This is a genomic window from Variovorax sp. 05N34 (assembly GCF_056397405.1).
The window spans coordinates 692,963-707,221 of the sequence record NZ_JBFTNI010000001.1 but is presented as its reverse complement, the minus strand read 5'-3'; the positions used below and the strand labels follow the sequence as shown (position 1 = coordinate 707,221).

Sequence of the window (14,259 nt, the reverse complement as noted above, 5' to 3'; positions counted from 1 at the left end):
AGGGCTGCGTGTGTCTGAGCCGCAGGCGAGTTTCACGCGGACCCCGCCTGAGTCGAGCACTGCAGGGAAGCCCGAAGGGCCGGTGCAGCGGGGTCGCCCGCAGCCGCACCGCATACCGGGCGGCCTTTCCAACGCTCAGTAGGCCAACCGCAACGGCGCCCCCACAAGCTGCGCCTGCACATCAGCCCGATGGAACGGCAACGGATTCCACTTCTTGGCAGAGAACAGCGCCAGTTGGTCGTAGTAGTAAGGTGATGCTGGATCCGTACTCTGCCCATAAGTCAGCAACCCTTGCGCCACAGGCCCCCGCTCATCAAACGTCACAGTCTGGATATAGCTGCTGCCGTAATTGATGTTGTATCCCTTCGGGTCGATATAAGACTGCCCCTGACTCTCCACCTTGTTGAGCACCCCTTCGAACTCATCGCCACCAGGAATAGTGATCTTCTGCCCGCGCACCGTGCGCGTCTGCACCTCCGCCAGCGGCACATCAGCCGCGAAGCCTGCAGTGCGAACCACACCCACAGCATCCCCGAGCGACTTGAACACAGCATCACGCGTCGCAGGCGTTGCCATATCGAGCCCCGCTGGCGTCACCACCGGACGGGCAGCATCGAAAGGCACGCGCCACACCTTCGGGATGTCCTTCGTCTTGCGCCAGAACTCACGGAACAGCGGTGCGCCCTTCGAAGCACTGTTGCTCGTGCGGTCCCATGATGCCAACACCCGGCAGCCCAGCTTTTGATCTTGCGTCAGCGCCGAAGCATTGGCCGAGCATGCCGCAACCAGATCGTCCATCACCAGCATCCCCGCCAGGTTCTTGTCCCTGAAGATCACCGTGCGCAAATCTTGCGCGCCCATCTTGTTGCCGCTCAACCCATCGTTGCCCGCAAGCCGGCCTTCAATCTCCATGATCCCGCTGCGCGTGCGCAACCGCTGCGGCGTTCCGATGAAGCCTACCAACGGGGAAACACCCGCCATCGGCGCAATGTGCGGATTGCTCAGCCAAAAGCTGTCATTGCTGTTTTGTACCCAGTCCGGCGTCACCACCACCGGCATCCGCGCCGGCGGAATCGCGCCCGGCATCGCGGCTGCAGTGTCGCGATTCCATGCGCAAGCCGAACGCGAACCATCGAGCACCGGCAAACCTGCCGCATTCAAGAGTGCCGCAGCAGCAGGCGAGGGCGCGCACGTCTTCAGCATCTCCGCCGAGACATCGGGCACCACCGAAAGGTCCGCGTACATCGCATTGCCATCGCGATCCGCCGCAATCGTATTGATCCACGGCATCCCCTGATTGCCCATCGCCGCACGCAATTCTGCGACGTTGTGAGCTTGCGCCATCTTGATCCAGCTCTGCGCCGACCGCGTATTCAGCGTGTTCACATCGCGAATCGCATAAGCCTTCGTCGCAGTCCAGTCGAGCCCCGCACGCGGTAGCGAAATCACCGGCCCCCATTCGGTGCTGTAGAACGTCTTCTGCGCCGGCGCCTTGCCTGCCTCCGCCGAGGATGCCGGCAGCGTGACAGTCTTCGCAATCATCTTGCGCGGCTTCCCATCGACGATGTAGACCGTCGGATCGCTCGGGTCGAGCTTCAGCTCATACAGCGTGAAGCGCTTGCCCGTCGACACCGTGTGCGTCCATGCCACGTCCTTGTTGAATCCGATTGCCACCACTGGGCTCAGGCCACCCGTCGCACCCATCACGTCGAGCTGCCCCGGAATCGTGAGATGCATCTGCCAGAACCGGTTCGTGCCCACCCACGGAAAGTGCGGGTTGCCCAGCACCAGCCCGCGCCCATCCGGCGTGGCATTGCGCCCGAAGGCCCAGCCATTGGAGCCGAGTTCGCCCCCTTCAGGATTCGCATTGAAACTGTGGCGTGAGATTTCAGCGACCGCCTCTTGCAGATCGACCGCCACCGACGAAGTCTTCGCGCCCGCGGCTGGCGGCGCCGCGGCCAGCTCCGCGCCGGCCAATGCACCGATGCCGCCCTGGATCATCGACATCTCGGTGGCCCGCGCGAGGTCGGCCATCGTCATCGGTCGTACCCAAGGCTTGCCACGGCACGCTTCGGGCAGGCCGTTCGGACCCGTGTCCTGCAAATACCGGTTGTAGCCCGCCACATAGCCGCGCAACGATGCCCGCACTTCAGGGCTCAGGTCGGCCGCGGCGCGCGCGAGTGCGGCGTCGTCCATGTGCGCGCGCACGAAGAGGTCGATCTGCGCATTCGGCATGCGCCCGAGGCCCAGTTCGCCCATGCCCTGCGGTCCGAGGAACTGCGCGCGCTCGCCCCGCACCGTGAGCAGATGCTCGGCCGTCTGGCAGACGTTGTCCTGCGCATGGGCGTAGCCGACGCCGTACGAGACGCCTTCGAAGTCCGGTGCGGTGATGTGCGCAATGCCGTAGGTGGTCCGCTCGATGGTCACGCTGCGCGTGCCTGGAGCGGGTGTGCTGGCGCAGCCCGCGAGGAGGGCGGCCAATGCGACGGCGCCGAACGCGAATCGCGTGGGGGTCAATGTCATGAACAAGGCTTTCGAAGAGAAAAGGGACGAGCCGTTGATTACAAGGTGCCCCTGCCCGCGAAGGCGATGCGGGCTAACCCTGAATCGCAGTCGCCAAGGTGCCAGCCGATGGGGCGTCATGCGCCTCGGCGATTTGCGCGAAGCGGGCAAGCAGACCCGACGCCGATGCAGTCGGCTTCACGCGTTCGCGCAATGCCGCCGCATCAACGCCCTCGGCACGCAGCGACTCGGCAAAGTGATCGACATAGCCGCGCATCGCATCGTCGTCGAACTCCGGGTGGAACTGCACGCCCCATGCGTTCTTGCCGACGCGGAACGCCTGCGTCGGCTCGAACTCGTTGCCCGCCAATCGCACCGCGCCATCCGGAAGCCGCAATGCGCTCTGCCGGTGAACCACGTGCGCATCGAAGCGCCTCGGCAGATCGCGCACAAGAGGATCGTCGGCAGCCTCGGGCCGCAGTTCGACCTCCACCGTGCCGAGCTCCAAGCCTGCCGGATGATCGCCAGCCTCACCGCCGAGGGCGTCCGCCAGCAATTGATGGCCAAAGCAGATGCCCAACACCGGTGTGCCGTGCGCCACCAGTTGCGCAAGCCATGCGCCCGTTGTTTCGCTCCACGGCTCGCGGTGCGAAACCATCGCGTGCGAGCCGGTCACGATAGCGCCCGAGATTGAAGCGGGGGACGGCAGCATGTCGCCACGACGCGGGTCCAACACCATCACAGGCAGCGAAGTGTCGCCGAGCCCTGCGGCGATCCAGTGCTCGAAATCGCCATGTCGATCGCGCAGCGCATCCAGCGTGTCGCCCGCCTTGATGATGGCCAGGGGACGGGGGGAGAGGTTTTCCATTTCGCGATCATGCCGCAGCAGCGTGGGCTCGTTCAACCGGGGTCGCCGGCCGCGATCGTGGCGCCGATACGGCGAGCCACCTCTGCCACGAGATCCTGCCGCTGAGGCGCATCGCGCCATCGAAGCCGGACGCCGGTCTCCCAGTCCGGATGGCTGCGTGCGGGCTGCGCCGCGCGAACCACGTCAACGAGCGCGCGTTGGTCGGTCGCGTTCGCGGTGCTCGTCGCGATCCTCTGGACGGCCGCATGGCCGCGATGTTCAAGCGCACCCAACAACCTGAGTTGCCATCCCATGAGCACGAAGAGCACGCGATCTTCCACCGTGAGCTCATGCACGTCGCGCAGTTTGTTGACGAGCTTGCGGCCCATCGGCCCCCAGCCTTGCGACATCGCGCCGCCGATCGCACCCCCGAGCGCAGCGCCTGTGCCGAGCGAAAGCCCCGCGAGCGCAATGTCGGCAACCACGCCCACGGCCGCCCCGACAGCCACGCCCTTGCCGAGCAGGATGCCGGCATCCTTCAGCGCCTCGGGATGGAAGAAGTCCATCGTCCAGCGGCCCTCCAGCAGCGGCAGCGACGCCTCGTCGGCATCGCCTTCGCGAAATCCGTACAGCCCGAGCAAGTCGTCGGCGCAACGCTGGGCCTTGTCGAAGAGCGACTTCTGCAGATCGGCGATCAGGCGCTTGCGGCCGCGCTCGTCGGCAAAATCGGCCGCCGTGGCGGTGCGCCTCATGGCGGTCGCATCGACCAGCAGTTCAGCGATGCGCCCGGACGCGGCCTCACGGCGCTGCGCGAACTCCGCTTCGAGCGATGCCGCGACGCCGTCGAGCGCGGCGCGCCGGTCGCGCAGCAGCGTCGAAAGATCGCGGTACAGCTCCCGTTCCGATCCCACGAAAGGCGCCGCCGCATCGAAACGCACCACCACGTGCAAGCCGTACGCCGAGAGCAATTCGCGCCAGGCCGCTTCGCGACTCGCGGGATGGCGCACGAAGTTCAACACCGGCAGCACGGGCCGCGCGCAGGCATTCAACAGCTCGATCTCGGCGCGAAACTTCGGCAGCACCGGTTCGCGCGCATCGATCACCAGAAAGGCGGCGTCGACCTCCAGCAGGGCGCGAAGCACCTTGGCTTCCTGCTCGAACACACCGTGCGCTTCGGGGCCTTGCAGGAATCTGCGAATGCGATCCGGGGGAGTCAGGTCCTTGTCGAAGGCCTGGAGATGCTCGCGCAACGCGACGGCGTCTTCGAGGCCGGGCGTGTCGAAGAAGCGCACCGCGGGAGCACCGTCGACGATGAGATCGATGGTTTCGACATGCCGCGTGGTGCCCGGCCGCTCTGACACCGCGCCGAAATCCACTCGCCGCGTGAGCGTGCGCAACAGCGATGTCTTGCCGGCGTTGGTGTGGCCGACCACCGCGATGCGGATCGGTGTGCCGGAGCTCATTTCCAGTCGTGGAGCAAAGGCTCCAGCGCATCGCCCGCGCGGAGCGTGTCCAGCCCGGCATGGGCCAACCACGCGTGCCAGCGCTGGCGAGCGTCGTCGTCGACGGTGGCACCGAAAAGCCACAGCCGGCAATCGCCGCACGATGCCATGACTTCGCGCAAGAAGCGCTCGGTGCCGCGGTCGGGGCTCGACGCCGCATGGCAACCCACGAGAACGCGTCGCGGCCGCAGGCGGGCGAGCGCATCGAGCACCCGGTGCCGTGCGTCGGCGCTCCCGTCGATGCGCATTGCGGTGGCGTCGCGCATCTCGAGCGCGGCCGGCGGCCACGGAAGTTCGTCCGGCAGTTCGAAGCCGATGGCCATCAGCGCGGCGGTGGTGTCGCCCGCCGGAAGGCTCTGCGTCATGAGATGCGGCAGCGGTCCGGGATCGGCATCGACGATCCTCGGCGGCGCGAGCGCATCGAAGCGCGCAAGCAGCTTGCGGTAATAAGGGTGCGACAGATCGGGCCGCAGAGCCTTGCTGCGCGCCCGGCAGACTGCGGCACTCAGCGCAGCGAACACCATGCGCGGCAGCAGTCCGTAGACGATGAGACAGCCCGTGAGCCACAGCGCGAGCTCGCGTTGACCCGAAGCCGCCGCCGTGGGCGATCGCACCACTTCGGCGGCGGGCACGGGAAAGCCCAATTGCGCCGGCAGTTGCCCGAGCCATTGCACGCCCTGCACAAAAAAATCGGGGTCCAGGATGGTGGTCTCCCAGTCCAGCGTGTAGTTGCGGAACGAAAGCGCAAAGAGCATCGCCACCAGCACCACCGTGAACGACAGCGACCAGATCGCGTGACTGACGAAGCCGAGCGCCCAATGCAGCATCCGCGCCCGCGTCAGCAACCGTGTGACGGCTCGCAGCAGCACCGGCGCCTGGCCGTGCCGCCCACCGGCAACACGCGCCGTGAGCGCCAGCCAGAGCCATCCGAACGAGGCGCTGAATGAACCCAGCGGCAAGAAAAGCCCGATGAGCCAGAACAGCAGTGTGACCAGGTGTAGCCCAAGGAGGCTGACCAGCGCGACCACCACGTTGATGCGCCGCTCTCCGGTGTCCAGCACGTTGCCCGCGAGCGACAGCCCGGCGAAGACGATGAGCGCGACCAGGCCGAGCAGCACCCACGGCGCCCATGCGCGGGCGCGGGAAATCTCGGGTTGAAGGCCGATGCGCTGACCCAGGACGCGCGCGCGTTCGGCAATGCGTCCGGCGCTGTCCGATCGAAGGAAGGAGGCTTCGCGCAGGGCCTGCGCGTCGTCGAGCGGGCCGGCCTCTTCGATCAACTGGATCGCTTCGGTGATCGCCGCGTCCTGCAACGAAGAGTGATGCGCCACTGAATTCAACAACTTCCTTTGAGCTATACGGGGCAATGCCGGCGCACCGGGTGAGTGCGCGAAATTATGCCCGTGCCAAGTCAGTCGATGCGGCACGAAAAAGGGGCCGTAGCGCGGCCCCGTCGTCCCCGCGCGCGGGGTTTCAGGCGGAAGGAATGAGGAGGGCGCGGCTTCAGCGGAGGCCGAAGAACGAAAGCACGGCGACAACGACCACGACCAGACCGACGATGTAAATGATGGAATTCACGGTGGAAACTCCTCTGTGTTGAAGACCCGTCCAGAATGCCCGCGGGTGGGTTTTGCGATGTCGGCGAGCGGCACGGGCCACTGTAGGACTCGCAGGTCAGACCGTCGATGCCTCGGCGCCGGCGTAATCCTCGTCATCGCTGCCATCGTTGCCGTCCCCGAGGAAGCCGCCGCTCTGGTGCGACCACAGGCGCGCATAGAGGCCGCCTTTCGCCAGCAGCGTGCGGTGATCGCCTTCCTCGACCACGCGGCCTTCGTCGACGACGATCAGCCGGTCCATGGCTGCGATGGTCGACAGGCGGTGCGCAATAGCGATCACCGTCTTGCCTTCCATGAGGCGATAGAGGCTCGCCTGGATGGCGGTTTCCACCTCCGAGTCGAGGGCGCTGGTGGCCTCGTCGAGCAGCAGGATCGGCGCGTCCTTCAGCATCACGCGCGCGATGGCGACGCGCTGGCGCTGGCCGCCGGAGAGCTTCACGCCCCGTTCGCCGACATGGGCTTCGTAGCCGCGCCGGCCGTTCGGGTCGCCCAGCGTCTGGATGAACTCGTGCGCCTCCGCACGCGCTGCCGCGGCTCGGATGGCCGAATCGCTGGAATCGGGCCGGCCGTAGGCGATGTTGTCGGCCACCGACCGGTGCATCAGCGACGTGTCCTGTGTCACCATGCCGATGTGCTCGCGAAGGCTGTCCTGCGTGACGTGGGCGATGTCCTGGCCGTCGATGAGAATGCGCCCGCCGTCCAGGTCATGAAAGCGCAGCAGCAGGTTGACCAGCGTCGACTTGCCGGCGCCTGAGCGGCCGACGAGCCCGATCTTTTCGCCGGGGGCCACCGTCAGCGAGAGATTGTCGATCACGCGCCGGCCGCCGTCGGCGTAACGAAAGCTCACATGCTCGAAGCGGACTTCGCCGCGCGGCACCTGCAGCGTGACGGCGTCCGGCGCATCGACCACGGTGCGTGGGCGCGACAGTGTCTTCATGCCGTCCTGCACCGTTCCGATGTTCTCGAACAGGCTGGTCATCTCCCACATCATCCAGTGCGACATGCCCTGCAGGCGCAGCGCCATCGCGGTCGCCGCAGCCACAGCGCCGATGCCGACCGAGCCTTGCGACCACAGCCACAGCGACATGCCCGCCATGCCCGCGGTCAGACCCATGCTGAGCGCATGGTTGGTGATCTCGAAGGCACTCACGAGCCGCATCTGGCCGTATCCGGTTTCCATGAATTCCTTCATGGCCGCGCGCGCGAAGCCGGCCTCGCGCTGGGTGTGCGAGAAGAGCTTGACGGTCGCGATGTTGGTGTAGGCATCGGTCACGCGGCCGGTCATGAGGGCGCGCGCATCGGCCTGCGCCTTGCCGATGCTGCCCAGGCGTGGCACGAAGAAGAACAACTGCACGGCATACAGCACCAGCCAGGCCAGGAAAGGCAGCATGAGCTGGCGGTCGAGCACCGCCGCGAGCACGATCATGGTCGCGACGTAGACGCCCATCGCCACCAGCATGTCGGCCAGCACGAAGATGGCGTCGCGCACGGCCAGCGCCGTCTGCATGACCTTCGCGGTGATGCGGCCCGCAAACTCATCCTGGTAGAAGGCCATGCTCTGGCCGAGCATCAGGCGGTGGAAGTTCCAGCGCAGCCGCATCGGCAGGTTGATCGCAAGCGTCTGGTGCTTGACGATGGTCTGCAGCGCGACCACGCCGACGCTTGCAAGCATCGCAAGGCCGAACCAGGTCAGCGTCGTGCCGCGGTCTTCCCACAAGCGCGATGGCGCCTGTCCGCCGAGCCAGTCGACGATGCGCCCAAGCACCGCGAAGAGCAGCGCCTCGAAGGCCGACACGGTCGCCACCAGCAGCGCCATGGCTGCGATTTTTCCGCGCAGGCCTTCGGTGCAGGCCCACAGAAAAGGGAACAGGCCGTTCGGCGGCAGACGGGGCTCGGGCGTCGGATAGGGGTGTAGAAGTTTTTCGAAGAAGCGGAACAAGGCGAACAGTCTCCAGTGAGCGAAACGCATTCTGCGCAGCACCGCGGCAGAGTATGGCCGCGACGCGAAAGACCTGCGACGTCACGTGCCAACACGGCGGAAATCCAGTTCCCTCAGCAGTTGGGCGGTCCCCCGCGTCAGTCTCGTCGCCGGCCCGGCCATAGGTTCCGCCAATGTCAAGGCATTCCATATGCTCGGAGGACCGAGCGGTGCGTGCGGAAGTTTGTCGCCGTACCCCCCCGCAGTGATGGCACTCTCGGGAACGATCGTAGAACCGATGCCGCTGGCCACCAAGGCCAGCAGCGTACTGACGGCGCCAACTTCCGCCAGGATTTGCAACTCCACGCGCCTGGGCAGCAGCACGGCTTCCACGAGGCTGCGGATCGCATTGGGCGCGCTCGGAAGGACCATCGGGTAGTTTGCAAGGGTGGACAGCCTGACGCGCGGGGGAAGCTTGTTTCCCGGCGGCGCGACCAGGAAGAGGCGCTCACGCATCAGCTGCGTATAGGTGAGTTGCGGTGAGGATGGTGGATCGAACAGCAGTGCCATGTCCATCCGCCCCGCGATCAACGACTCGTGCAGTGAAGAGCTCAGCCCTTCAAGTACGGTGATGACCGCCCGCGGGAAGCGTTCTCGAAAGCGCTGGACCAACGCGACGCTCAACCCATACGCAACGCGTGGCGGCAGGCCGACAATGACCCTGCCGCTGGGACTTTCCCCCATGTCGTGCAATTCCTCGCGCGCGCGGCGCGAGGCGTTGAGCATCACACGCGCGTGAACCAGCAGCGCGTCACCGGCCTCCGTGGCAGTCACGCCACGTCCATTTCGCACCAGGAGGCGCTGACCAAGCTCCGCTTCCAATAGTGCGACCTGCCGGCTCAAGCTCGGCTGAGCCAGATTCAGCACGACGGCGGCACGACTGAAACTTCCGTTCTCCATCACGTTGACGAAGTATTCGAGCTGGCGCAGATCCATAGAAGATAAGCATAGCTGGTATCGAAGCAATGCCGTATCGCTTTGTCCCGCCGAAGGCCACACTCCATCCTCTCCAACCACACCATAGAAGCAGGGATCATGAGACAAAACACTTCTCGCACACTTCTCGCCTTCGTCCTCGCCTTGTGCGCTGGACTGCCTGCCATCGCCATCGCGGCAGACGCAGCAAAGGCCGAACAACGCATCGTGACCAAGGGACCGGTGCAAATCGAAGTGACCTCCCAAGGCCAGGGTCCGTTGATTGTCATGCTGCCATCGCTCGGCCGATCGGGCCGCGACTACGACGTTGTCGCAGCACATCTGGCGGCCGACGGCTTCAGGGTGCTGAGGCCCGAGCCGCGAGGTATTGGCCGGAGTAGTGGCCCGATGCACAACCTCAGCATCCATGACTTTGCAGCCGATGTCGCGGCGGTCGTCGAAGCCGAAGGAAAGGGCCCGGTCGTCGTGGTCGGGCATGCCTGGGGCAATTTCGCCGCGCGCCAGTTGGCGGCGGATCGCCCAGACCTGGTGAAAGGCGTTGTCATCGCAGCGGGCTCCTCCGGCAAGGTGCCGCCCGGATCGAAAGAACTCCCGATCGGCCCGGAGATGCGCAAGGCCATTGATGGCTCCAGCGACCTGTCGTTGCCGGAGGCCCAGAGGCTTGAATACCTGCGAACCGCATTTTTCGCACCCGGCAACGACCCGAAGGTCTGGCTCAATGGTTGGTACCACGAGACCCATGAAGCCCAATCGCATGCCCGGAACACCACCCCGGTCGATGACTACTTCTCGGCCGGTGCGGCGCCCATCCTGGACCTGCAAGCCGGAGCCGACACAGTCGCGCCGCGTCGTTTCTCGCACGTCTTGAAGTCAATGCTGGGCGATCGCGTGTCCATCGTCGTCATTCCCGATGCAGGCCACGCACTCATTCCCGAACAACCGCAGGCGGTGGCCAACGCGATCTCGGTCTTTGCGCGCAGGGTGTATGGCGTCGGGCAGTAAGGCGCCATGAAACTTCTACTTCCGCCCGGCGCCTGCAATGCACATTGCCACGTGTTCGGTCCACGCAACCGGTTCCCGTATGCGCGAGGTGCGGCTTTCATTCCGGCGAAAGACGCACCGAAAGAAGCGCTTTTCAAACTCAACGATACGCTGGGATTGTCGCGCTGCGTGGTCGTGCAATCGGCTTGCCACGGCTTCGACAACAGCGTCAGCGCGGAGGCGGTTGCCGCACGCCCGGAGACATATCGAGCCATCGCGCTGCTCCAGACCGACGTGTCGGACGTGGAGCTTCAGAGGCTCGATTCGGCGGGATTCCGGGGCGTTCGATTCAACTACATGCATCACTTGGGGCACAGTACGCCGATTGACGACGTATTGAAGTTCGCGGCCCGCCTCGAGCCTCTTGGCTGGCATCTGCAAATCCATGGCGACCCGATGCTGTTGGCTGAAATGGCGCCGAAGCTGCAGCGATCCCCTGTGCCGGTTGTCATCGACCACCTCGGCCGTGTCGACGCAAGATTGGGCACCTCCCAACTCGCATTCGAAGCGCTTGTGAGCCTGATGGACGATCCGAGGATCTGGGTCAAAGTCAGCGGGATGGACCGCATCAGCCGCGAGGGGCCTCCTTATGCGGACGCGCAGCCATACGCCAGCGCGCTGATCCGCGAATTCGGTGATCGCGTGCTCTGGGGCAACGACTGGCCACACCCGAATCACGCAGGCCCGATTCCCGACGAAGAGGAACTGGTCGATCTGATTGCCGACATTGCCCCAACGCCCTTTCAACGGCAACTGCTGCTGGTCGACAACCCGCAGCGCCTGTACCGCTTTGCCGCTTTGGTGACCTCGCCGGAGGCCGGAATTGAACTTGAATGACAAGATCGGAGACGAATCATGAAATTGAAATCCACGGCCCTTGCGCTGATGATGCTCGTTGCGACCGCCACCACGCTGGCCCAAACCAAGGTCACCCGGATCGTGGTTTCCTTCACTGCCGGCGGGCCTGTCGATGTGGTTGCACGCGCGCTGTCGGAGCAACTGGGAAAAGAGTTGGGTGGAACCGTGTTGGTGGACAACAAACCGGGAGCCAACGGCGCCATCGGGGCGATGGATGTTGCGCGCTCCAAGCCCGATGGTTCGACGATCTGGCTGACCAGCGTTGGCGCTGCGGCGATCAACCCGTCTCTTTACGAGAAGCTGCCCTATGACATGAAGCGTGACTTTGCGCCCGTGTCACTGGTCGCGAACAACGTCGAACTGCTCGTAGTGAATTCCGCAAATCCCGCAAAAGATGCCGCGCAGTTCGTCGCCAATGCCAAGACCAGCAAGCTGCCTGTTGCAATCGCCTCGTCCGGCGTGGGCAGCATTCCTCATCTCGCCATCGAACAGATCTCCGACAGCACTGGCGTGAAGTTCCTGCATGTTCCGTACAAGGGCGCGGCACCGGCAATCTCGGACCTGATGGGCGGGCAGGTAGGCGCCTTCTTTGGTGACGTCGCCGGCCTCATCAATCAGGTGAAGGGCGGTACTCTCAGGCCGCTTGGCATCGCGTCGAACGAACGCCATCCTTCGCTGCCCGACGTGAAGACCCTGGAAGAACAGGGCATCAAGGGCGTAGACACGATCAACTGGTACGGGATGTTCGTATCGGCGAAGACACCGCCTGCCGTCATCGAGGCACTCAACAAGGCGGTCCGCAACACCTTGAACATCCCCGCCGTGCGGGACCGGATGCTGTTGATCGGTGCAGACCCGGCAGCGTCGTCGCCGCAAGAACTTGCCGCGCTGGTGAAGAGTGATTCCGAGAAATGGACCCGGATGATCCAGGCCAAGAACATCAAGGCTGAATGATGAATACCGAACAAATTCGTGTCCCCCTGGTTCAACCAGGCACGCGCCCCGAACTCGCGGAACTCGAAGGCCGTATCTTGGCGGAGCGAGGCCGCATTTCGTTGCTCTACCAAGTGCTTCTCAACAGCGAGCCTATCGCCTCCGGATGGGAACGCATGCTTACCGCCGTGCGCAACCAGACCCGAGTGGCGGCTGATCTGCGCGAGTTGATGATCCTGCGTGTCGCCGTGTTGAACGGTGCGCAGTTCGAGTTCGACGCCCATATCCCCCACGCCCGCGCCGCCGGTATCTCCGCGGCCAAGATCGCGGCCTGTCGCCAGCCGGCGCTTTCGACGGAGTTCTCGGCACTTGAGACCCTGGTGTTGGAACTCGCCGATGCGATGACACGGGACATCGCCGTGCCGGGCAAGCTGATGGATCGCCTGGGCGAGCACTTCGATCCCAGAGGCATCGTCGAAGTCGTCGCGACCGTCGCTGCGTACAACATGGTGTCGCGATTGCTCGTTGCCCTGAATGTCGTGCATCGGTCGGAAGAGGACATGAACGTTTCATGGACGTGCGACGTCGCAAAGACGGACTTGACCCACGTCGACGGGATCGACGTCTCGGATATCTGGTGGAGTCCCGACGGCACGTGGGCGCGGATGTACGGCGTCGGCGTGCCCCCCGCCAGCGCGACTGGGCTGACCTCTTTGCGATCCATTCAGGGCGCGTCGTGGCTGGAGAAGGCCACGTACCACTATGTCGTCGAAACCGACGTGGCGGAACAGGACGAGGCTGAATTCAATGCCTGGTACGAGCAGGAGCATCTACCCGGGTTGGCGCGGGTGCCGGGCACCGTCTTGGCCAGGCGCTTTCGTCGCAACTCCGGCGCGCCCCGCTACATCGCCTGCTATGACTTGACCACGCCGGCGACGCTGGAGCATCCGGCATGGCTCGAGGTGCGGCACACCTCGTGGAGCAGCCGAGTCAGGCCCCTGTTCCGAAATACCCGACGAACCATGTTCCGTGCCGAGCAAGCGTTGACCGCTGGATAGCAGGCTGCGCGCTAGGCCGTGCCCAATCGCGCGCCGAGGAAATCGATGAAGCTGCGCAGTTTGGGCGCCATATATTGCCGGCTCGTATACACCGCGAACAAGGTGACTGGCGGCGCTGCGTAGTCGGGCACCAGACGCACCAGCCGCCCCGCGGCCAGATCGTCGTCGATCAGCCATTCGGGCAGGAACGAGATGCCGATGCCTGCGTGCACCGAATGCAGCGTCAGGTTGGTGTCGTCGGACTTCATCACCGGCTGCAAGCGCAATGGTGCCTGCCTGCCGCCGGGGCCTTTGAGTGTGAAGCCCTCGAGGTTCACGTAGCTGGGGACGATGGCATCGAGCTTCGCGAGATCGGCCAGCGAAGCCGGGAGCCCGCTGCGCGCGATGCATGAAGGCGCAGCCACCAGATGAAACTGCAGCTTGCACAGGGGCCTTGCGATCAGCGCGGGCGAGGGCTCCTGCGTCGCGCGCAGTGCGAGGTCATAGCCGTCGGCCGCCAGGTCGACCTTGCGGTTCTCCAGATGCATGTCGACCACGACTTCAGGGTATCGGTCGCGGTAGCCGGCCAGTACGTTTGCGAAACGCGGCGTCGCGCACCACACGGGCGCGCTCACCTTGAGCTGCCCGCGCGGCGTGGCGCTGGTCTGGCCGATGGCCGCCTCGGCCGCATCGAGCAGGTCGAGCGCGCGGCTGCTTTGCTCGTACCAGGCTTGTCCGGCTTCGGTGAGGCTCAGATGGCGACTGGAACGGTGAAGAAGGCGAGCACCGAGGGACTTTTCGAGCTGTGCCACATGCTTGCTCGCCATCGGCGGCGAAATTCCGAGTCGCTCCGCCGCTGCGGCGAAGCTGCCGGATTCGACCACTTCGCGGAACACGCGAAGGCTTGTCAGGCGGTCCATGTCGATTTCCTGTGGAGAAACGAATCGATGCATCGTAGCCCGTCGATTTCTCATGCGGAAATCTCTAGACTCGCTCTCAAGGAGTGATC

10 protein-coding genes and 1 pseudogene are annotated in these 14,259 nt (G+C 64.8%); 4 read left to right on the top strand and 7 right to left on the bottom strand.

Annotation, left to right across the window (positions count from 1 at the left end; translation table 11 throughout):
* Window positions 1–135: 135 nt before the first annotated feature.
* The 6 genes from AC1DMA_RS03410 to AC1DMA_RS03385 all read right to left on the bottom strand — a co-directional run bounded on the left by AC1DMA_RS03410 (window position 136) and on the right by AC1DMA_RS03385 (window position 9,381).
* Window positions 136–2,523 carry an acylase gene (locus tag AC1DMA_RS03410; RefSeq protein WP_478143221.1) on the bottom strand — a complete coding sequence of 796 codons (2,388 nt, stop codon included), beginning with the start codon at window positions 2,521–2,523 and terminating at the stop codon, window positions 136–138.
* A 73-nt stretch (window positions 2,524–2,596) separates the two neighbouring features.
* Window positions 2,597–3,370 carry a glutamine amidotransferase gene (locus AC1DMA_RS03405; protein WP_478126582.1) on the bottom strand — a complete coding sequence of 258 codons (774 nt, stop codon included), beginning with the start codon at window positions 3,368–3,370 and terminating at the stop codon, window positions 2,597–2,599.
* Between the two features lie 32 nt (window positions 3,371–3,402).
* Window positions 3,403–4,812, bottom strand: coding sequence for a GTPase/DUF3482 domain-containing protein (locus AC1DMA_RS03400; RefSeq protein ID WP_478126581.1), 1,410 nt, complete (start codon window positions 4,810–4,812; stop codon window positions 3,403–3,405).
* The gene (locus AC1DMA_RS03395; RefSeq protein WP_478126751.1) at window positions 4,809–6,182 is read right to left on the bottom strand and encodes a DUF2868 domain-containing protein; all 1,374 of its coding nucleotides are present in this window, start codon (window positions 6,180–6,182) and stop codon (window positions 4,809–4,811) included. Before AC1DMA_RS03395 ends, AC1DMA_RS03400 begins: the two co-directional genes overlap by 4 nt.
* A 343-nt stretch (window positions 6,183–6,525) precedes the next feature.
* The gene (locus AC1DMA_RS03390; RefSeq protein WP_478126580.1) at window positions 6,526–8,406 is read right to left on the bottom strand and encodes an ABC transporter ATP-binding protein; all 1,881 of its coding nucleotides are present in this window, start codon (window positions 8,404–8,406) and stop codon (window positions 6,526–6,528) included.
* Window positions 8,407–8,487: 81 nt separating this feature from the next.
* A complete protein-coding gene (locus tag AC1DMA_RS03385; protein ID WP_478126579.1) occupies window positions 8,488–9,381 on the bottom strand; it encodes a LysR substrate-binding domain-containing protein in 894 nt (297 codons plus the stop codon).
* Window positions 9,382–9,480: 99 nt separating this feature from the next.
* Between AC1DMA_RS03385 and AC1DMA_RS03380 the strand changes: the two genes are divergently transcribed.
* The 4 genes and pseudogenes from AC1DMA_RS03380 to AC1DMA_RS03365 all read left to right on the top strand — a co-directional run.
* A complete protein-coding gene (locus AC1DMA_RS03380) occupies window positions 9,481–10,383 on the top strand; it encodes an alpha/beta fold hydrolase (protein WP_478126578.1) in 903 nt (300 codons plus the stop codon).
* A 6-nt stretch (window positions 10,384–10,389) separates the two neighbouring features.
* Window positions 10,390–11,259 (top strand): amidohydrolase family protein, encoded by an 870-nt coding sequence (locus AC1DMA_RS03375; protein WP_478126577.1) that lies wholly within the window; start codon window positions 10,390–10,392, stop codon window positions 11,257–11,259.
* 18 nt (window positions 11,260–11,277) lie between these two features.
* Complete coding sequence (locus AC1DMA_RS03370) at window positions 11,278–12,234, top strand: Bug family tripartite tricarboxylate transporter substrate binding protein (protein ID WP_478143220.1); 957 nt, start codon at window positions 11,278–11,280, stop codon at window positions 12,232–12,234.
* Window positions 12,234–12,758, top strand: a pseudogene (locus AC1DMA_RS03365) (carboxymuconolactone decarboxylase family protein); the annotation flags it as partial. The gene AC1DMA_RS03370 and the pseudogene AC1DMA_RS03365, both read left to right, overlap by 1 nt.
* A 524-nt stretch (window positions 12,759–13,282) precedes the next feature.
* Here AC1DMA_RS03365 and AC1DMA_RS03360 read toward each other — a convergent pair.
* Window positions 13,283–14,170 carry a LysR family transcriptional regulator gene (locus tag AC1DMA_RS03360; protein ID WP_478126575.1) on the bottom strand — a complete coding sequence of 296 codons (888 nt, stop codon included), beginning with the start codon at window positions 14,168–14,170 and terminating at the stop codon, window positions 13,283–13,285.
* Window positions 14,171–14,259 lie beyond the last annotated feature (89 nt).